Annotated in this window: 19 protein-coding genes and 1 riboswitch; of the genes, 7 read left to right on the plus strand and 12 right to left on the minus strand. The window is 71.4% G+C overall.

Annotation, left to right across the window (positions count from 1 at the left end):
• On the minus strand, positions 1-1,228 hold a 1,228-nt coding region (locus tag AUV07_RS02110; protein WP_062633475.1), incomplete at its 3' end, for an amidohydrolase family protein.
• 164 nt (positions 1,229-1,392) lie between these two features.
• On the opposite strand from AUV07_RS02110, the gene AUV07_RS02115 reads away from it, so the two are divergent.
• Together AUV07_RS02115 and AUV07_RS02120 are read left to right on the plus strand one after the other, a co-directional pair.
• On the plus strand, positions 1,393-2,835 hold the full coding sequence (locus AUV07_RS02115) for a glyceraldehyde-3-phosphate dehydrogenase (protein ID WP_062633478.1): 1,443 nt from the start codon (positions 1,393-1,395) through the stop codon (positions 2,833-2,835).
• 98 nt (positions 2,836-2,933) lie between these two features.
• Entirely contained in the window at positions 2,934-3,977 is a 1,044-nt protein-coding gene (locus tag AUV07_RS02120) for a winged helix DNA-binding domain-containing protein (protein ID WP_062633480.1), read from the plus strand.
• An 89-nt stretch (positions 3,978-4,066) separates the two neighbouring features.
• On the opposite strand, the gene AUV07_RS02125 is transcribed toward AUV07_RS02120, so the two are convergent.
• Entirely contained in the window at positions 4,067-5,509 is a 1,443-nt protein-coding gene (locus tag AUV07_RS02125; RefSeq protein ID WP_025103893.1) for an XRE family transcriptional regulator, read from the minus strand.
• A 109-nt stretch (positions 5,510-5,618) separates the two neighbouring features.
• On the opposite strand from AUV07_RS02125, the gene AUV07_RS02130 reads away from it, so the two are divergent.
• The gene (locus tag AUV07_RS02130; protein ID WP_025103894.1) at positions 5,619-7,481 is read left to right on the plus strand and encodes a phosphoenolpyruvate carboxykinase (GTP); all 1,863 of its coding nucleotides are present in this window, start codon (positions 5,619-5,621) and stop codon (positions 7,479-7,481) included.
• A 252-nt stretch (positions 7,482-7,733) separates the two neighbouring features.
• Here the strand turns inward: AUV07_RS02130 and AUV07_RS02135 are convergent, their stop codons facing one another.
• Both AUV07_RS02135 and AUV07_RS02140 read right to left on the minus strand, forming a co-directional pair.
• Complete coding sequence (locus AUV07_RS02135; RefSeq protein WP_062633482.1) at positions 7,734-9,620, minus strand: ABC transporter ATP-binding protein; 1,887 nt, start codon at positions 9,618-9,620, stop codon at positions 7,734-7,736.
• Between the two features lie 76 nt (positions 9,621-9,696).
• On the minus strand, positions 9,697-9,903 hold the full coding sequence (locus tag AUV07_RS02140) for a hypothetical protein (protein ID WP_062633485.1): 207 nt from the start codon (positions 9,901-9,903) through the stop codon (positions 9,697-9,699).
• A 119-nt stretch (positions 9,904-10,022) separates the two neighbouring features.
• Here AUV07_RS02140 and AUV07_RS02145 point away from each other — a divergent pair, with 119 nt between their 5' ends.
• Together AUV07_RS02145 and AUV07_RS02150 are read left to right on the plus strand one after the other, a co-directional pair.
• On the plus strand, positions 10,023-10,268 hold the full coding sequence (locus tag AUV07_RS02145; RefSeq protein ID WP_126894495.1) for a FitA-like ribbon-helix-helix domain-containing protein: 246 nt from the start codon (positions 10,023-10,025) through the stop codon (positions 10,266-10,268).
• Positions 10,265-10,651: a type II toxin-antitoxin system VapC family toxin gene (locus AUV07_RS02150; RefSeq protein WP_082802820.1), complete on the plus strand. Its 387-nt coding sequence runs from the start codon at positions 10,265-10,267 to the stop codon at positions 10,649-10,651. The genes AUV07_RS02145 and AUV07_RS02150 overlap by 4 nt, the downstream gene beginning before the upstream one ends.
• Before the next feature lie 72 nt (positions 10,652-10,723).
• On the opposite strand, the gene AUV07_RS02155 is transcribed toward AUV07_RS02150, so the two are convergent.
• A complete protein-coding gene (locus tag AUV07_RS02155) occupies positions 10,724-12,184 on the minus strand; it encodes an MFS transporter (protein ID WP_060923458.1) in 1,461 nt (486 codons plus the stop codon).
• A 145-nt stretch (positions 12,185-12,329) separates the two neighbouring features.
• On the opposite strand from AUV07_RS02155, the gene AUV07_RS02160 reads away from it, so the two are divergent.
• Both AUV07_RS02160 and AUV07_RS02165 read left to right on the plus strand, forming a co-directional pair.
• Entirely contained in the window at positions 12,330-12,827 is a 498-nt protein-coding gene (locus AUV07_RS02160) for a metallophosphoesterase family protein (protein ID WP_062633489.1), read from the plus strand.
• Positions 12,824-13,327 (plus strand): hypothetical protein, encoded by a 504-nt coding sequence (locus tag AUV07_RS02165; protein WP_062633492.1) that lies wholly within the window; start codon positions 12,824-12,826, stop codon positions 13,325-13,327. Before AUV07_RS02160 ends, AUV07_RS02165 begins: the two co-directional genes overlap by 4 nt.
• A gap of 8 nt (positions 13,328-13,335) precedes the next feature.
• Here the strand turns inward: AUV07_RS02165 and AUV07_RS02170 are convergent, their stop codons facing one another.
• From AUV07_RS02170 to AUV07_RS02200, 7 genes are all read right to left on the minus strand, one after another.
• Positions 13,336-13,695: a hypothetical protein gene (locus tag AUV07_RS02170; protein ID WP_062633800.1), complete on the minus strand. Its 360-nt coding sequence runs from the start codon at positions 13,693-13,695 to the stop codon at positions 13,336-13,338.
• An 85-nt stretch (positions 13,696-13,780) separates the two neighbouring features.
• Complete coding sequence (ribH, locus tag AUV07_RS02175) at positions 13,781-14,254, minus strand: 6,7-dimethyl-8-ribityllumazine synthase (RefSeq protein ID WP_062633494.1); 474 nt, start codon at positions 14,252-14,254, stop codon at positions 13,781-13,783.
• Positions 14,251-15,519: a GTP cyclohydrolase II gene (ribA, locus tag AUV07_RS02180; protein WP_025103904.1), complete on the minus strand. Its 1,269-nt coding sequence runs from the start codon at positions 15,517-15,519 to the stop codon at positions 14,251-14,253. The genes ribH and ribA overlap by 4 nt, the downstream gene beginning before the upstream one ends.
• A complete protein-coding gene (locus tag AUV07_RS02185; protein ID WP_062633496.1) occupies positions 15,516-16,241 on the minus strand; it encodes a riboflavin synthase in 726 nt (241 codons plus the stop codon). The genes ribA and AUV07_RS02185 overlap by 4 nt, the downstream gene beginning before the upstream one ends.
• Positions 16,241-17,299 carry a bifunctional diaminohydroxyphosphoribosylaminopyrimidine deaminase/5-amino-6-(5-phosphoribosylamino)uracil reductase RibD gene (gene ribD, locus AUV07_RS02190; protein WP_062633498.1) on the minus strand — a complete coding sequence of 353 codons (1,059 nt, stop codon included), beginning with the start codon at positions 17,297-17,299 and terminating at the stop codon, positions 16,241-16,243. Before ribD ends, AUV07_RS02185 begins: the two co-directional genes overlap by 1 nt.
• 64 nt (positions 17,300-17,363) lie before the next feature.
• Positions 17,364-17,508: riboswitch (FMN riboswitch) on the minus strand.
• 67 nt (positions 17,509-17,575) lie between these two features.
• Positions 17,576-18,439, minus strand: coding sequence for an Fpg/Nei family DNA glycosylase (locus AUV07_RS02195; protein ID WP_062633500.1), 864 nt, complete (start codon positions 18,437-18,439; stop codon positions 17,576-17,578).
• Positions 18,440-18,488: 49 nt separating this feature from the next.
• Positions 18,489-19,052 (minus strand): GNAT family N-acetyltransferase, encoded by a 564-nt coding sequence (locus AUV07_RS02200; RefSeq protein WP_062633502.1) that lies wholly within the window; start codon positions 19,050-19,052, stop codon positions 18,489-18,491.
• Between the last annotated feature and the right edge of the window lie 51 nt (positions 19,053-19,103).

Below are 19,103 nucleotides of genomic sequence, written 5' to 3' on the forward strand. Positions count from 1 at the left end.
TGCCGGGCTCGAGGGTGCCCTTCCAGCTCGCGGCGCCGTCCTGGATCGCGGCGTCGGCCGTCATGGTGCGCAGCAGCCGGCGCCGGGTCGCGGCGTCGTCCGCGCGGCCGTCGGCGGCGAGGAGGGCGAGGGACGCGTCGAGGCTGTGGCGCCAGTCCGGCGTGGCGATCGGGGCGTCGCTCGTCACGGTGGTCAGCGCCCCGGTGGAGAGCATCTCGGCCAGCGGCCACGCGGCGGCGACCCGGACCTCGCCGAGCTGCACCGCCGCCCAGGAGTGCGTGTGGGCGGCGATGAGGGGCTGCACGGCGAAGCCGACGCCGAGGCGTTCCGCGCGACGGATCTGCGCGGGGGTCGCGAGGTCGCCGTGCACGATGTGGTGGGGCGCCGGCGGCGGGGGCGTCTGGCCGTGCCGTTCCAGTGCGGTCAGGAACTCCTCGATCGAGCGGTCGCCGGTGGCGTGCACCGCGATCTGGAGGCCGCGACCGGCGGCCAGCGCGATCATCTGCTGGAAGGCGCTGAGCGGATCCGCATCGCCGCGCGTGAGGAGATGCCCGGTCGTCCCGTCGGGGTAGGGGTCCGACGTCCAGGCGGTGGCCATCGGCGGGATGCCGTCGGCGAAGATCTTCACGCCGGGGATCGCGAGCCAGCGGGAATCGGTCGACGGGGGCGGCACCGGGAGTCCGGCGGCGAAGTCCTCCAGGGAGCTCTCGCCGTCGATCGTCCCGAACAGACGCAGCAGTGTCACGCGCGAGGTCTGCGCGCCCTCCCGGTGCAGCTCCACGTACGCGTCGAGCATGTTGGTGCCGAAGCAGCCGGTCTCACCGCGGTCCTCTCCGGGGCCGATGCCCGGCTCCGTGTAGCTCGTGACGCCGAGCTCCGCGAGGAGCGCCCAGGCCCGGCGCAGGGCCGCGCGTCGCTCGTCGGCCGTGGCCACGAGGCGGCCGGTGGGCTGCTCCTCGGGCGGGGTGTCGGAGAAGAACAGGTGCGGCCAGCGTGCGCCCAGCCAGGCGGCGTGGAGGTGGGCGTCGTTGACACCGGGGATCGCGGTGCGACCGTCGAGCTGCACCACTTCGCGGGCCGAGAGGGCTTCGGCAGCGGCGTCGGTGGCGACGATCACCCCGTCCCGGACGGCGATCGCGGTGGCGACGGAATCGGTGGCGTCGACGGTGTGGATCCGGCCGCCGCGGACGAGGAGGTCGGCGTCGTCGCCGAGGAGTGCGCTGCTCATTATTCCACCAGTGTAGACGTAAAACTCTGGTGTGCGGGAGGCCCCGCGCCGGCCGATTCGGCGCGCGGTTCCGCGGCTTGTACCCTGGAGTCATCCCCCGAACACCCCGGCAACCTCGTGCGCGCCGGCGATCTCGGCGCGCGCTCACACATGCAAGGACGCAGATGAACGATTCCGCGGCACACCGCGACGAATGGACGGCGAGCGAAGAGCTGGCGGAGCGGATGATCCCGCTCATCGGGGCTCTCAAGCGCGAGCGCGACGTGGTCACCTCGTTGCACGGCCACCGCCTGCTCGGACTCTCGGCGACCGGCCTCGTCGAGGTGCACGAGCGCGTGGCCCAGCTCGGGCACGAGCGCCTCGAGGTCGAGGACAGCTTGGCCGTGCTCGAGGGCATCCACGCCCTGGCCCCCGGCGCCTCGTCGATCGACGTGGCCCGCCTCGTGGAAGGGTACGCGGAGAGCGGCCGCCCGCTCGAGGAGTACCTGGCCGAGACCCTGGCCCCGGCCGTCGGCGCGGTCCCGGCGCCGCCGACCGACGTCGTGCTCTACGGCTTCGGGCGCATCGGCCGCCTGCTGGCCCGCATCCTCATCGCGCACACCGGCGGCGGGAGCGGACTCCGGCTCCGCGCCATCGTCGTGCGCCGCGGCTCCGAGAACGACCTCGTCAAGCGCGCGTCGCTGCTGCTGCGCGACTCGGTGCACGGCCGCTTCGCGGGCTCGGTCACGGTGGACGAGGATGCCGAGCAGATCATCGCCAACGGCACGCGCATCCAGGTCATCTACTCCGACGACCCGGCCGCCGTCGACTACACCGCCTACGGCATCGACGACGCGATCGTCGTCGACAACACCGGCCGCTGGCGTGACGAGGCGGGGCTCTCCCAGCACCTCCGCGCGAAGGGCGTCGCCCGCGTGCTGCTGACCGCCCCCGGCAAGGGCCCGCTGAAGAACATCGTGCAGGGCATCAACGACGACACGATCACCGACGAGGACCGCATCGTCTCCGCGGCGTCGTGCACGACCAACGCCATCACCCCGGTGCTCGCCGCGATCGACGAGGCCTACGGCGTCGTGAAGGGCCACGTCGAGACCGTGCACTCGTTCACGAACGACCAGAACCTCATCGACAACTTCCACAAGGGCGACCGCCGCGGCCGCTCCGCCGTGCTGAACATGGTCATCACCGAGACCGGGGCGGCGAAGGCCGTGGCCAAGGCCCTCCCGCAGCTGGAGGGCAAGCTCACAGGCAGCGCGATCCGCGTCCCCACGCCGGACGTCTCGCTCGCGGTGCTGCACCTCACGCTGGAGCGCCCCGCCACCAAGGACCAGGTCAACGACTACCTGCGCCGGGTCTCGCTGCACTCGAAGCTCCGGCAGCAGATCGACTACGTGGAGAGCCCCGAGGTGGTCTCCACGGACTTCGTCGGCTCGCACCGCGCGGGCATCGTCGACGGCCTGGCCACGATCGCCGACGAAGACACCCTCATCCTCTACGTCTGGTACGACAACGAGTTCGGCTACTCCTGCCAGGTGATCCGGGTGCTGGAGACCATGGCGGGTTCGCACCCCGTCGTCCTCCCCGCCCGCCGCGAAGTCACCCTCTGACCGTCGACCCACACCCTTCCGCTCGACCCGGCCCCCTGCGCGCGCACGCAACGGGCCGGGGCGCGCGAAAGGGGGTGGGTCGCGGCATGATGAGGGGCATGAAGACCTCACGATGGCGGGAGGAGCGGCTGCGGTTCCAAGGGCTCACGGCGCCGGCGGCGGACGTGACGGGGGCGGCGGCGCGGCTGCTCGCGACGCAGAGCCAGGACTTCACGGCCGGACGGTGGGCGCTGGCCGTGCGGACGAAGGGCAATGTACGGCTTCGGGACGTCGACGCCGCGTTCGACCGTGGGGACCTCGTCCGGGCCTGGACCATGCGGGGGACGCTGCACACGATCCCCGCACGCGACCTCGGCTGGGTGCTGGAGGTCACGGCCGCACGGCAGCAGCAGCAGGCGGCCTCCCGACAGCGGCAGCTCGGCATCGACGACGACATGATCGACACGGTCGTCCGGGAGCTCACGCCGCGGCTCCGTGACGGCGGCCTCACCCGGAGCGAGATCTTCCCGGTGCTCGAGGGCATCGGCATCGACCCCTCAGGGCAGCGCGGCATCCACCTGCTGTTCGCGCTGACGGTCGCGGGCGTGCTCGTGCAGGGGCCGGTCGTGCCGCGGGAGGGCATCACGCGGGAGCAGCGGTTCGTGCTCGCGGCGGACCACATCCGCGATCACGCCCGCCCGGAAGACCCGCTGGCCGAGCTGTTCGTCCGCTACGTCGAGGGACACGGGCCCGCCGGGGTCGCGGACTTCGCGTGGTGGTCGGGGCTGACGCTCGGGCGGTCTCGGGAGGCGGCGGAGCGCGCGGCGGCCAGGGTGACCGAGGTCGAGGACGGGGTCTTCGTCGGCCGCACCCCACCCCGGCGCGCGGCGGGCCGGCCGTCCGTGTTCGCCCTCGGAGCCTTCGACGAGTACTACATCTCCTACGCCGACCGCACCGTCGTCTGCGCTCCGGAACACCTCCCCGCCGTCGGACCGGGGAAGAACGGGATGGTCCGGGCGACCGTGGTGGAGCACGGCCGCGTGATCGGCTGCTGGACGCACGCCGCCGCCGCGCACACCACCCCTCCGACTCTCTTCGAGCCCCCCGAGGACCCCGCCGCCGTCACCACCGCACTCGCCCGCTTCGCCGCGTTCCTCGCCTGACCCCTCGCCGAACCACCCCTTTCCGCGCCTCCCGGCCCCCTACGGACGTTCGTAACAGGCCGGGGCGCACGCAAGGGGATGGGTCGACGTCACTCGCTCGCGTGGCGGCCGAGGAAGTTGTAGACCTCGTTGTCGTCCACACCGGGGAACATGCCGCGGGGGAGCGGCGAGAACATGTGGGTGTGCACGCGGGCGCTCGGCCACGCCCGGCCCTTCCAGCGCTCCGTGAGCTCGGGCGACGGACGACGGCAGCACGCCTCGTCGGGGCAGGTCGACACGGCCCTGTCGTTCGTCTCGCGTCCGCGCCACCACCGGGCATCGTCGAACGGCACGCCGACCGTGACGGAGAACTCGCCCTCGCTCGACGATCCGGTCTGCGTGGAGCACCAGAACGTGCCGGAGGGGGTGTCGGTGTACTGGTGGTGCTCGACGGTGCGGTTCTGCTCCGTGAAGGCGGAGCGGGCCTGGAACTTCCGGCACACCCGCTGTCCCTCCACCGCGCCCGTCACGTCCATCGGCAGGGGCAGGTCGTCGTTCTCGTAGACGCGCGTGATGGCGCCGGTCGAGTCGACGCGCAGGAAGTGCAACGACATGCCGAGGTGCTGCGTGAGCAGGTTGGTCATCCGCATGCCGGCGGCCTCGTGCGTCACGCCGAACCCGTCACGGAAGTCCTCCACCGCGAGGTTGCGGTCCTTCTTCGCCTGCTGCAGGAAGGCCACCGCGGCGGTCTCCGGCATCAGGCAGCACGCGGCGAAGTAGTTGATCTCCAGGCGCTGCTGCAGGAAGTCGGCGTAGTCGGTCGGCGGCGTGTGCCCGAGCAGGCGGTGCGCCATGGCCTGCAGCGCCATGGACCGCAGGCCGTGTCCGCCGGGGATGGACGCCGGGGGCAGGTAGATGCGGCCGTTCTCGAGGTCGGTGACCGAGCGCGTCGAGTGCGGCAGGTCGTTGACGTAGATGAGCTCGAAGCCGAGCTTCTCGGCCATGATGCTCACGGTGCGGTGGGTCAGGGCGCCCTGCGAATGGCCGGCCGCCTTGAGCTGCTTCTCCGCGAGCTTCTCGATGTCCGGGAGGTAGTTGTTCTGCGCGCGCATGCGCAGGCGCAGCTCCGTGTTGGCGCGACGGGCCTCCTCCGGGGTCGCGATGGCCTCGCGCTCGCGGCGCTGCAGCTCGCGGTGCAGCCCGAGGATGGACTCGATGGTCTCATCGCTCATGCCCTTCGTGACGCGGACGGGCGAGACCCCGAGCTGACGGAACACCGGACTCTCCTGCGCCCGCTCCAGCTCGATCTCCAGGGCCGCGCGGCGGTTCGGCGGCTCGCCGGAGATGAGATCGGTCACCTCCGTGCCGGTGGCCTGTGCGATCGCCTGGAGGAGCGACAGCTTGGGCTCGCGCTTGCCGTTCTCGATGAGGCTGAGCTGGGAGCCGGCGACCCCGACGAGGGCTCCGAGCTCATCGAGCGTGTAGCCCTTCTCCAGGCGGCGGTGCCGGATGCGGTGGCCGAGGGTCGTGAGGTGGATGCCGGAGGACGCCATAGTTTGAGTCTAGCGAAAGAAGTGTGATTCTTATCGCTCGATTTGGCCGAAAGTCCGCGCCGAGGGCGAAGAAGATGGAAGCAACGCCCCACACTTCGAAGGAGCAGTCATGGCCATGGCCGAAGTTCTCACCCCTCGCACGTCCCCTGTCGCCCCGACGCGCACGTTCGGCACCGCCCCCTCCTACGACACCCCTGCGATGGCGGAGCTCGCCGCCTGGGTCGAGGAGATCCGCGCGCTCACGCAGCCGGACGCCGTGCACTGGGTGGACGGCTCGCGTGCCGAGAACGACTGGCTGCTGCGCGGACTCGTCGACGAGGGCAAGCTCATCAAGCTGAACCCCGAGTGGCGTCCCGGCTCGTACCTGGCGCGCTCGCACCCCAGCGACGTCGCCCGCACCGAGGCGCGCACCTTCATCGCCTCGGAGCGCGAGGAGGACGCCGGCCCCACCAACAACTGGGCCGACCCCGCCGAGATGCACGCGAAGATGGACGAGATCTTCGAGGGCTCGATGCGCGGCCGCACGATGTACGTCGTGCCGTTCTCGATGGGTCGCGTCGGCGGCCCCCTGTCGCACATCGGCGTGCAGATCACCGACAGCGCCTACGCCGTCGCGTCGATCGGCATCATGACCCGCGTGGGCGACGAGGTCACCCGCCAGATCGCCGAGGGCGCGCCCTGGGTCAAGACCGTGCACTCCGTCGGCGCTCCGCTGGAGGCGGGCGAGCCGGACGTCGAGTGGCCCTGCAACGACGACAAGTACATCGTGCACTTCCCGGAGACCCTCGAGGTCTACTCGTACGGCTCGGGCTACGGCGGCAACGCGATCCTCGCGAAGAAGTGCTTCGCGCTGCGCATCGCGTCGGTGATCGCCCGTGACGAGGGCTGGCTCGCTGAGCACATGCTCCTCATCCGCGTGATCGACCCGCAGGGCAAGGCGTACCACGTCGCCGCCGCGTTCCCGTCGGCGTGTGGCAAGACCAACCTCGCGATGCTGCGTCCGACGATCCCGGGCTGGAAGGTCGAGACCCTCGGCGACGACATCGCCTGGATCCGCCCCGGCGAGGACGGACGACTCTGGGCGATCAACCCGGAGGCCGGCTTCTTCGGCGTCGCGCCCGGCACTGGAGAGTCGACCAACGTCACCGCGGTCGAGACGCTGTGGGGCAACACGATCTTCACCAACGTCGCGCTCCGCCCCGACGGTGACGTGTGGTGGGAGGGCCTGACCGACGAGGCGCCCGCGAACCTCATCGACTGGGAGGGCAACGACTGGACGCCCGACTCCGGTCGTCCCGCGGCGCACCCCAACTCGCGCTTCACGGTGTCGGCGGCCCAGTGCCCGCAGATCTCCGAGGACTGGGAGGAGGCCGTGCCGCTCGACGTCATCCTGTTCGGCGGACGCCGCGCGAGCAACGTGCCGCTCGTCGTCGAGGCCACCGACTGGACCCACGGGGTGTTCCTGGGCTCGAACATCTCCTCCGAGCGCACGGCGGCCGCCGAGGGCACGGTCGGCGAGCTGCGCCGCGACCCCTTCGCGATGCTGCCATTCTGCGGCTACAACATGGCCGACTACTTCGGTCACTGGCTGAAGGTCGGCCGTGGCCTGCGGTTCGACCGTGCACCGCGCATCTTCCAGGTGAACTGGTTCCGTCGCGGAGCGGACGGCCGGTTCCTCTGGCCCGGCTTCGGCGACAACTCCCGTGTCGTCGACTGGATCATCCGCCGCGTGGCCGGTGACGTGCCGGCGGTGGACAGCCCCATCGGACGCCTGCCGCGCGTGGAGGACCTCAACCTCGACGGGCTCGACATCCCCGCGGAAGACCTCGACGAGCTCTTCTCGGTCGACCCCGAGGCGTGGAAGGCCGAGGCCGACCTCACGGAAGAGTTCTACGACACCTTCGGCGACCGCGTCCCGGCGGCCCTGCGCACCGAGCTCGCTTCGCTGCGCTACCGCCTCGCGAAGGCGTAGCCCCCAGACCGGTGCCGGTTCGGGGGAGCCGGCACCCTCGGCCTCCGGGTCGAGACAGACCCGCGAAGGCGGGGCATCAGAGACGAACCCATGGCTGAGTGGTCTCCGACGCCCCGCCTTCGTGGCACCCACTTCCGCCGAGACCCCGGTTTCGCGTCGAGACCCCGCCCCGCATACGTGCGGAAGGCGGGGTCTCGGCGGAAACGCGGGGTCTCGGCGGTGGAGAGGGGGGAAGGAGGGGGGAGGGGGGAGTTAGGCGAGGAGCTGGTGGCGGGCGAGGTCGCGGTAGAGCGGGGTCGACTCCACGAGCTCGGCGTGCGTGCCCTGTCCGACGACCACGCCGTCCTGCAGCACCACGATGAGGTCGCTGTCGACGACGGTGGACAGACGGTGCGCGATCACGACGAGCGTGCGGTCGGTGGCGACGGCGTCGATGGCCTCGCGCATGCGCTGCTCGTTCACGCCGTCGAGCGACGAGGTCGACTCGTCCAGCAGGAGGATCGGGGCGTCGGTGAGGAGCGCCCGGGCGATCGCGAGCCGCTGCCGTTCGCCGCCGGAGAGCATCACGCCGTCCTCGCCGACCGGGGCGTCGACCCCGAGGGGGTTACGCTCCAGCACGTCGCCGAGGTTCACGGCGCGGAGCACGCGTTCGCAGTCCGCATCGGTGGCGTCGGGGGAGGCGAGCCGCAGGTTCTCGGCGAGGGTGCCGGCGAGAGTCGGGGCGTCCTGCTCGACGTAGCCGAAGTGGGCGCGGAGCTCGTCCCGCGCGTAGGTGCGGGTGTCGTGCCCCTTCAGGCGGATGGAGCCGCCCGTGGGGTCGTAGAAGCGCTCGATGAGGGAGAGGATGGTGCTCTTCCCCGCCCCGCTGGGACCGACCAGCGCCACCCGTGCCCCGCGCGGGACCGCGAACGACACCCCACGGAGCACCTCGTGGTCCTGGGGGTCGGGGGCGGCATCAGCCTGCTCCAGGTGCGCGTCGGCGAGCAGGGTCTGCGCCTCCCTCGCGGCGGCGCGGCGGGCGGCGACGACGTTCTCCGGGTAGCGGAAGCGCACGTCGCGGAACTCCAGGACCGGGGCGTCCGCACCGGGCTCCTCGTCACGGGGGAGGGCCGCGGCGGTGGCCGCATCGTCCTGGGTCTCGGTGGGCAGGTCGAGCACCTCCTGGATGCGGCCGAGCGCGCCGAGGGCCTGGTTGACGGAGGTGATCGCGCCGAACGTCGAGGCGAGGGGCATCACCAGCAGGAAGAGGAACATCACGAACGAGATGAGGGCCGCGATCGAGATGGCTCCGGCGGCGACGCGGAAGCCGCCCACGCCGAGCACGACGAGCAGGGAGAGCTGGAGGGCGATGCCGGCGACCGGCACCACGAGCGAGGAGATCTTCGCGATGCGCACGCCGATGCCGTAGGCCTCGGAGGCCCGCTCCGTCACCGCCGCAGTCTCCCGCTCGGTCGCGCCGGAGGCCCGGATGGTGCGGATGGAGCCGACGGCGCGCTCGACGCCCGAGGCCAGCTCGCCGACCTTCTCCTGCTGGGCGGTGGACGCCGTGCGGATCCGGCCGCTGAGGGCGACGACGACCACGACGGAGACGCCGATCACCACGACGATGAGCAGCAGCAGCACGGGGTCGATGAGCAGCATCGCGATGAGCGCCCCCGCGAAGAGCACGACGTTGCCGACCGCGTCGGCGAGCCCCTGCGTGAGGACGGCGTAGAGGAGCGTCGTGTCGGTCCCGACGCGCGAGACGAGGTCGCCGGTGCGCCGGGCGTCGAACTCGGACGTCGGCAGGTGCAGGATGCGGGCGATGAGCTTGCGGCGGCTGGAGTACACGACCGCGGTGCCGGTGCGCTGCAGCAGGTAGTGCTGGAACCCCGAGATGATCGACGACACGATCACGAAGCCGACGAGCAGCCACACGAGGACGCCGATCGTGCCGTCGGATTGCACGGCCTCGATGACCTGTCCGACGAGGAGGGGCTGCACGAGCGAGGTCGCGGCGCCGAACACGCTGAGGACGGCGACGACGACGAGAGTGCGCTTGTGCTCGAAGAGGAAGGGCAGGAGCTGGCGGAAGGTGGCGCGGGGCCCGTCGGCCGGTGCGCCCCGTCCGCGTCGGCGTGCTGTCGCCGTGCGGGACATGGGGGACCTCGATCTGGAGATGGTACTTCGACCGTACTCGGGGGACGGTCGTTTCCTATGGGGCGGCTGTATGGGCTCAGGTGCGACCGAAGCGCCGATGTGCCGCCTGCTTGGTGACGCCGAGGGCGCTCGCGATCGCCTGCCACGAGTAGCCGCTCGTGCGGGCGCGGCGGACCTGGGCCTCTTCGGCGCGTGCGAGCTCCGTGCGCAGCGCGGCCAGGCGGTGGAGCTCGGCGAGGGGTTCGCCGCCCTCGGCCGCGGCGATGGTGGTCGGTTGAGACATGGGGACCTCCTTCGCGTCAATATTCATTGACGCGGTGGGCTGGTGTCAAGAAGTGTTGACGAGCACGTTGTCCACAGCACGGCCTTGCCCACATGTGGAGCGCATGCGATCCTGACAGGATGGCTCGCATGCTGCAAGTGAGGAACCTGCCCGATGAGGTTCACGCCCGGCTCAAAGAGCGTGCAGCGGCGGAACGCATGAGCCTGTCGGACTACGTCGCGCGCGAGCTGGAAGACCTCGTCCGGTACCGCAGCAATGCCGAGGTCCTCGAGGCGTCGCGGGCACGGGCGCGCGCGGCCGGCGTCTCCCTGACGCGCGAGGGCATCCTCGCCGCCCGTGATCGCGAACGGGACGAGCGCGAGTGAGCGGGACGTCCGAGGCGGTCGTGCTCGATGCCTCGGCGGCGATCGAGGCCCTGCTCGGCGAGGAGGTCTGGACGCACGGCGAGGAGTTCCATGCACACGCGGGTCTCGATATCGAGGTCCTCTCCGTGCTCCGACGCCTCACGATGCGGTCCTCGATGCCGGCGCATGCTGCTCATGAGGCTCTCGACGCGTTCGGAGCGCTGCAGATCACCCGCCATCCGCTGCGTCGGCTCATCCCGCGGATCTGGTCGCTGCGCGGTGACGTCTCCGCGTACGACGCCGGTTATGTCGCGCTCGCGGAGGCCCTCGACGTCCCTCTGCTCACGGCCGATCGCCGGCTGGCGAAGACGGCGGGCCGGTACTGCCACGTCGTGGTGCTGTGAGCGTCGGGCGAGGAAGACGAGAACGGCTGCACCCCCGAGGGAGTGCAGCCGTTCCTGTCGTTCGGTCGGCCTCTAGAGCTCGACGGCGGAGGCGAGACCGAGGTCGTCCTCGTAGTCGTGGTCCTTCGTCTCCGGGGTGAAGATGAGCGCGATGAAGGTCAGCACCGCCATCGACGAGAGGTACAGTCCCACGAGCCAGGGCTCGCCGCCGACGGCCGCCCACAGCGCCACCGCGATGAACGGCGCCACGGCCGCACCGAGGATCGACGATACGTTGTACGCGATCGCCGAGCCGGAATAGCGCACGTTCGTCGGGAAGAGCTCCGGCAGGAGGGCGCCCATCGGGCCGAACGTCGTGCCCATGAGCATGAAGCCGAACACGAGGAAGGCCTGGGTGAGAGCGCCGGTGAACTTCGGGTCCGCCTGCGGGAGCAGGAAGATGTTGAACGACAGGCCGAAGACGACGATGAGTCCGGTGACCCACAGCAGCAGCTTGCGGCGCCCGATGGCGTCGGCGATCGGCCCGGACAGCAGCGTGAAGATCCCGAAGAACACGACACCGATGATCTGCATGAGCACGAAGTCCGTGTAGCCGAAGCCGAGGCCCGGGTAGAACTGCGCCGCGAACGCGCTCGGGTCGAAGTCCTTTCCGGTCGCCTCCGCGGCAGCACGGGCGGCGGCCGAGGCGGTCTCGAGGTCGGCGGCCTTCGTGCCGTAGGTGAGCGTGAAGTTCGTCATCAGGTAGAACAGCACGTACGTCGCCAGCATGATGAACGTGCCGAGGATGAGCTGCTTCCAGTGGTGCCGGAACACGGTCGCGAGCGGGAGCTTGCGGATGGCCCCGGTCTTCTCCGCCTTCTTGAACGTGTCCGACTCGACGAGCCGGAGCCGCACCCACAGGCCGATGATGACCATGACGGCGGAGAACAGGAACGGCACACGCCAGCCCCAGGAGAGGAAGGCCTCCGACTTCAGCGCCGGGTCCTCCGGATGGGGGAGCGCGAAGTTGATGGCGAGGAAGATGCCGTTCGCGATGATGAACCCGAGCGGCGCGCCGAGCTGCGGGAACGAGCCGTACCAGGCGCGCTTGCCCTTCGGGGCGTTCTCGGTGGCCACCAGCGCCGCGCCCGACCACTCGCCACCCAGCGCGAAGCCCTGGGCGAGACGGAGGATCAGTAGGAGCAGCGGGGCGACCCAGCCGATCTGCTGGAAGGTGGGCAGGAGACCGATCACGAACGTCGCGATACCCATGGTGAGGAGCGATGCGACGAGAGTCGCCTTGCGCCCGAACTTGTCGCCGAAGTGACCGAAGACGACGGCGCCGATCGGGCGGGCGACCATCGCCGCGCCGAAGACGGCGAACGACGACAGCAGCGACGCGGTGTCGTTCGTGCTCGGGAAGAAGAGTGTGGGGAAGACGAGCACGGCTGCCGTCGCATAGACGTAGAAGTCGTAGAACTCGATGGTGGTGCCGACGAGGCTCGCGGTGATGACGCGCGAGCGGGGGTTCGCGGGGGTGGTGGCGGTGCTCAAGGGGTCTCCGATCCTCCGCCGGTATACCAGCGGACTCGGGCGAGTCTACGCCTTCCTGGGAGTTCGCTGGACGTTGATGACGGGACGGGGTCCAGCGCGTCGGTGCCCCCGCGTAGAGTCGGGGGAGGCCGGCCGGAGGAGGACCATGACCACGCGGATGCTGCTCCTCGCCGACACGCACGTCCCGAAGCGGGCGAAGCGGCTGCCGGACGCGGTGCTCCAGGCCATCGACGAGGCCGATGTCGTCGTGCACGCGGGGGACTGGGTCGATCTCGCCACCGTCGAGCTGCTCCAGTCCCGCGCGCGCGTGCTCCACGGCGTGCACGGCAACAACGACGGCCCTGAGATCCGTCGGGTGCTGCCCGAGATCGCGCGGTTCACCGTGGAGGACACCGCCGTCGCCGTCATCCACGAGACGGGCGCCGCGACGGGGCGGGAGAAGCGGATGGATCTCGCCTTCCCGGACACCGAGCTGCTGGTCTTCGGACACTCGCACATCCCGTGGGACACCGTGACGCCGAACGGACTGCGGCTGCTCAACCCGGGCTCTCCCACCGACCGGCGCCGGCAGCCCGTGCACACGATGATGCACGTCGTGGTCGACGGACGCGATGTCGAGGCGACCCTGGTGCCGGTCCGATGACCGACGACGGAGCCGATGTCCCGATCGCCTACCGGGCACCGATGCGCTCCCGCGACGATGCCGTCGCCCCGGGGGTCGCGGTCGAGCGCGCGCTCGCCGAAGGGGCGTGCGGCATGGGCGGGCGGCTCGACAGCCCGCCCCGTTCCCTGACCGCGGCGCTCGCGGCCGTCGACGCCCGTCATGGCGAGCGGGCCGCGCGGCGGCTGGAGCGGTTCGCGGCGCTTCCGACGGGAACCCTCGTCTGGACGCGGGACGTCGACGGGTACTTCTGGCTCGGGACGCTGACCGGGCCGTGGCGCTACGACGACGATCCAGCGGCGGTGGCGGCAGACCTCGTGCACGTGCGCGACTGCACCTGGACGTCCCGCCCGGTGGCGCCTTCCGATGTCCCGCCGGGCGTCACGGCCACGTTCGCCCGCGGGGGACGCAACGGCCAGCGCATCCGCACGGCCGGGGTCGGGGAGCAGTCAGCCGCACTCTGGGAGCGCAGCCTCCGCTGATCCGCGCCTCAGCGCCAGATCGCGGCGATGGCCGCGTTGACCGCGGTGAGGATGCCCACGAGCCAGAAGACCGCGGACGGCACCACCTGGTCGCGCTTCTGGCGCGCCGTGCCGATCCCGAGCAGGGCGCCGATCGCGAGGAGGATGACGAGCTTCGTGCCGATCTTGGCGTAGTTCATCTCGACGCCCTCGGGAAGGCCCCACGGGGCGGCGAGGGCGAGGCCGGCGACCGCGGCGATCGTCATGCCGATGGTCATCAGACGCGTGAACACCCGCTTGCCACCGAACGCCTGCGCCGCCCAGGCCCCGAAGAGCACGGCGAAGCCGATGAGGTGGACGAAGAGCACGATGTGGCGCAGGGTCTCCATGCCCTCACCGTACGAGAGCGCGGCGTTTCGCGCCACCAAGGCATGCCTGACCTCGCGCCCGCGATCGGGCGCGAGGTGGAGGGAGTCAGCCGCGCAGCTCGCGGATCACGAGGGCGGTGCGCAGCGCGGCGTCCGCGGCCTCTGCTCCCTTGTCCTCCTTCGAGCCCTCCAGGCCTGCGCGGTCCAGCCCCTGCTTCTCGTCGTCGAGCGTGAGCAGCCCGAACCCGACCGGCTTGCCGGCATCGAGGGAGACGCGGGTGAGTCCGTCGGTCGCCGCCGCCGAGACGTACTCGAAGTGCGGCGTGCCGCCGCGGATGATGACCCCGAGAGCGACCACCGCGTCTGCACCGCCGGCGAAGGCGGCCTGTGCGGCCACGGCGAGCTCGAACGAACCGGGCACTCGCACCAGGCGATACGTCGCCCCCGCCTCGTCGAGCACCCGCTGGGCGCCGGCGATCAGGCCGTTCGAGATCACCTCGTGCCAGGTGCCGGCGATCACGACGACCTCCAGCCCCCGCCCGTCGATGTTCCCCGTCTTCGGTGCTCCGGCGCCGCTCATTCCTCGTCCTTTCCTGCCGCGAGGGCCTCGGCGAGCTCTGCTTCGCCGATGATGTGACCCATGCGGTCGCGCTTGGTCTCCAGGTACTGGTGGTTGTTCGGGCCCACGCCCACGATCAGCGGCACCTGCTCGACGACGTCGAGGCCGAGCTCGCGCAGCTTGTTCACCTTGTCGGTGTTGTTGGTCAGCAGCCGGACCTTCGAGACGCCCAGGTCGGTGAGGATCCCGGCCGCCGCGGCGTAGTCGCGGGCGTCCGCCGGGAGCCCCAGTGCCAGATTCGCGTCGACGGTGTCCAGGCCGTCCTCCTGCAGGCTGTAGGCGCGCAGCTTGTTGATGAGCCCGATGCCGCGCCCCTCGTGCCCGCGCATGTAGATGACGATGCCGCCCTCGCGGTCGATCGCGTCCAGCGCGGCGTCGAGCTGCGGCCCGCACTCGCATTTCTGGGAGCCGAACGCCTCGCCGGTCAGGCACTCGGAGTGCACGCGCACGAGGGCGGTCTCGGTCGGCTCGCCCGACACGACGGCGATGTGGTCGGTGCCGGTGACGCGGTCCTTGTAGGCGAGGAAGCGGAACGTGCCGTGGTCGGTGGGCACGGTGGCGTCGGCACGCAGGCTCACGCGGCGTCCGCGCTGGGCAGCCGGCGTCGCTCCGTCCGGGTCGATCTCGTTGAGGTGCGCGATGAGCTGCTCGATCGTGATGACCGGCACGCCGTCGCGGGCGCCCAGCTCGAGGAGCCCGGGAAGCCGCATCATGCTGCCGTCCTCGGCGACGACCTCCGCGATCGCGCCGACCGGCCGGAGGCCGGCGAGCTTCATGAGCTCGACCGCGGCCTCCGTGTGACCGCTGCGCTCGCGCACACCGCCGTCGACGGCCCGCAGCGGCAGCACGTGGCCGGGGCGGATGATGCTCGTCGCCGTCGAGGACGGATCGGCCAGGACGTTGAGGGTGTGCGCGCGGTCGCTCGCGCTGATCCCCGTCGTCACCCCTTCCGCGGCGTCGACGCTCACGGTGTAGGCGGTGGAGCGGGCGTCTTCACTGGCCGCGACCATCGGCGGGAGGTTGAGGCTGTCCGCGAGGTCGGTGGGCATCGGCGCGCAGATGAAGCCGGACGACCAGCGCACCGTCCACGCCACCCATTCGGGGGTGGCGAGCTCGGCGGAGAGGACGACGTCCCCCTCGTTCTCGCGGTTCTCGTCGTCGGCCACGAGCACGGGCCGGCCGGCGCGCAGCGCCTCCAGGGCCTCGGGGATGGTTGCCAGGCTCATCGCGAGCCCCCTTCCGGTGCGGCGCGGAACGCGAGCAGGCGCTCGACGTGCCGCGCGAGGATGTCGGTCTCGAGGTTCACGCGGTCGCCGACCGCGTGGGTGCCGAGGGTGGTCGCCGCCAGGGTCTCCGGGATGAGCGACACCTCGAACCAGTGCCCGCCCCGCGTCCCTGAGCCCTCCTGGGTCCCTGAGCTTGTCGAAGGGTGGGTTCCTGAGCCTGTCGAAGGGTGGGTCCCTGAGCCTGTCGAAGGGGTCGAAGGGGTCGAAGGGCTCACCGCGCTCACGGTCAGCGAGGTGCCGTCGACCGAGATGGAGCCCTTGTCGACGACGAGCGGCGCGAGGTCGTCCGGAAGGCTGATGCGGAGCACGCTCCACTGCGCGCCCGGGCGCACCTCGAGCACGACACCGGTGCCGTCGACGTGGCCCTGCACGATGTGCCCCCCGAGCCGCGCACCGACGGGCATCGCCTTCTCGATGTTGACCCTGGTCCCGACGCTCGCCGTACCGAGGGCCGCGACGTCGAGCGTCTGCTTCATGACGTCGGCGTCGAAGGTCTCGGCCGTGGAGCCGACGACGGTCAGACAGACGCCGGAGACCGCGATCGACTCCCCGTGCACGGCGTCGGCGGCCGCCTTCGGGGCGCGGACGGTGAGCCGCCAGCCGTCGCCCGACTCGGCGATGGCGGTGATCTCGCCGATCTCCTCGATGATTCCGGTGAACATCAGAGGCTTCCCTCCTTCTCCGGGCCCGCGTGGTCCGGGTCGTCCGCGTCCGCAGGATGCGCGATCGCGAGCAGGTCTGCGCCCAACGGCAGCCATTCGTCCACGACGAGGCGGCGCGCCCGGTCGATCGAGCGGACGCCGATGTCGGTCACGGCCAGGCGGCTCCCGCCCAGGAGGACCGGGGCGACATAGGCGAGCACACGGTCCGCGAGCCCGGCGGCGAGGAACGCGCTGGCGAGCGTCGGGCCGCCCTCCACGAACAGCGTCTGGATGCCGCGCTCGTGCAGCGCGGCGAGGACCGCCGACAGGTCGTGCGTGTCGAAGAACAACGGCGTGTGCGGATGACGGTGCACCGCCGCATCCGCAGGGGTGGGCCGCGCGCCGATCACGACCGGGACGGGCTGATGCGGAAGGAGCTCGTCGCCGGCGCGGGCGGTGAGCGCGGGGTCGTCGGCGAGCACGGTGCCCGTGCCGACCGCAATGGCGTCGGCCGCGGCGCGTCGCCGGTGCACGTCGGCACGCGCGTCGGGGCCGGTGATCCACTGGCTGGTGCCGTCGTCCGCCGCAGCCCTGCCGTCGAGGCTCTGCGCCCACTTGACGGTGACGTGCGGACGGCCGCGCCGTGCCGCGAAGAGCCAGTCGCCGATCAGCGCGCGTGCCTCCTCAGCTCGTTCGCCGGACTCGACGCTGACGCCCGCGGCGCGCAGCCGCTCTGCGCCGCCGCCGGAGACCTCACCCGGGTCGTCGAGGGCATAGACGACCCGGGCCACCCCGGCCTCGATGAGCGCAAGCGCGCACGGACCGGTGCGACCGGTGTGGTTGCAGGGTTCGAGGGTGACGACTGCGGTCGCGCCGCGTGCGGCGCTCGGCGCGAGCTTCGACAGCGCGTCGACCTCGGCGTGCGGAGTGCCGGAGCCCCGGTGCCAGCCCTCGGCCAGCACCTCGCCGTCGGGGGAGAGGAGCACGGCGCCCACCTGCGGATTGACTCCGCGGGGGCCTCGGGTCGCGAGGGCGAGCGCGCGATCCATCGCGCGGCGCTCTGTCGCGGTCACTGCCATCCGTCGTCCTCTCTGCGGCCTCGGGGTCGCTGCAGGGTGGCGGAACGGACGCACGCGCGTGCGCCTCGTGCTGCCTCCCTTCCGGACTAGCGAGGTGTCCCTCGCATCACCGTCGGTTCCGGAATTCCACCGGATCGGCATCCCGATCACTCGGAACGCTCGCGGACTGTCACCGCCGGTTCGGATTCCCACCGACCCCGGAGCACGTTGCTGCTCTGAGTGTACTCAACGCGTCCGCGCCCGTTTCATTCCGTGGCAGGGGCCCTTCCCCGCCCCTCACTTGAGCAGGCGGGAGAGCCGCCGGTCGGCGAGCACCTTGCCGCCGGTCTGACAGGTGGGGCAGTACTCCAGGGAGCGGTCGGCGAAGAACACGCTGCGCACCTCATCGCCGCAGACCGGGCATGCCTCGCCCCGGCGGGCGTGCACCCGCATGCCGCGGCGCTTGGCGTCCTTGAGGTCAGCCGGAGGTTTGCCCGCGGCGGCCGCGACGGCCTCGGCGAGGGTCTCCTGCATCGCCGCGAACAGGCGGTCGATCTCGGCGTCGTCCAGCGTGCCGGCGATCGCATACGGCGACATGCGGGCCGCGTGCAGGATCTCGTCCGAGTAGGCGTTGCCGATGCCCGCGATCACGCCCTGGTCGCGGAGCAGCCCCTTGATCTGCATCCGACGGTCGTCCAGCAGCGCGGCGAAGGCGTCGCGCGTGAAGGACGGATCGAGCGGGTCGGGGCCGAGCCGAGCGATGCCGGGCACCTCGGCGGGGTCGCGGACCACGTACACGGCCAGCGACTTCTTCGTCCCGGCCTCGGTCAGGTCGAAGCCGCTGCCGTCGTCGAGGGCGATCCGCAGCGCGATGGGCGACTTGCCCGGCTTGAGGAGCGTGGTCGGCAGAGTGTCGTACCAGCGCAGCCATCCGGCCTTCGCCAGGTGGAAGACGAGGTGCAGCTCGGACCCGCAGGACAGCACCACGAACTTGCCGCGGCGCTCCGCGCCGGTGATCGCCGCGCCTTCCAGTGCCGAGATCGGCGGCTCGTAGGTCTTCAGCGCGGCGATCGCGGCCACGGAGGCACGGGTGATCGTGCGTCCGGTAGTGCGCTCGCCGAGGAACGCGACGAGTCCTTCGACCTCCGGCATCTCAGGCATGCAGCCATCCTGTCACCGGGGTCCGACGCTGTCACGCGTGGACGTGCGGTCAGAGCACCGACCACTCGACCGGCGTCCGGTCGTCCTCGCGCAGCAGCCCGGCGAGCCAGCCGTCGTCCCGTCCGCGCTGGCTGGTGAGTCCCTGGCGCATGGTGCCCTCGAAGCGGAAGCCGAGGGCGCGGGCGGCGCGGGCGGAGGGGACGTTGCCCACGACGGCCTGCCAGCGGATGCGGGCGAGGCCGAGCTCTGCGAAGCCCCAGTCGAGCACGGCCCGCGCGGCCTCGACGAGGTAGCCGCGGCCGCGGGCGTCGGCGACGACCCAGTAGCCGAGCTCGGCATGGCCCCCGGCCGGATGCTCCCCGATGTGGTGGAGCCCGACCATGCCCACGAGGACGTCGTCGGCGTAGGCACCCCAGACGGTCTGCGAGCCGTCCTCCCACCACTGCTCGACGAGGGCGACGAAGTCCTCCGCGTCCTGCCGGAAGTAGGGGGAGGGCACCGTCGTCCACCGCGCGATCTCCGGGTCCTGGCACGCCTCGGTGATCGCGTCGACATCCGCCTCCGTCGGGGCGTGGAGGACGAGTCGTGCGGTGGTGAGGGTGACCGGACGCATCCGTCCAGCCTAAAACGCTCGACCCGGCCCCTTCGGTTCGCCCCGGCCCCT

Origin of the sequence: Microbacterium sp. CH1 (genome assembly GCF_001595495.1) — a bacterium.
Classification (GTDB): Bacteria; Actinomycetota; Actinomycetes; order Actinomycetales; family Microbacteriaceae; genus Microbacterium.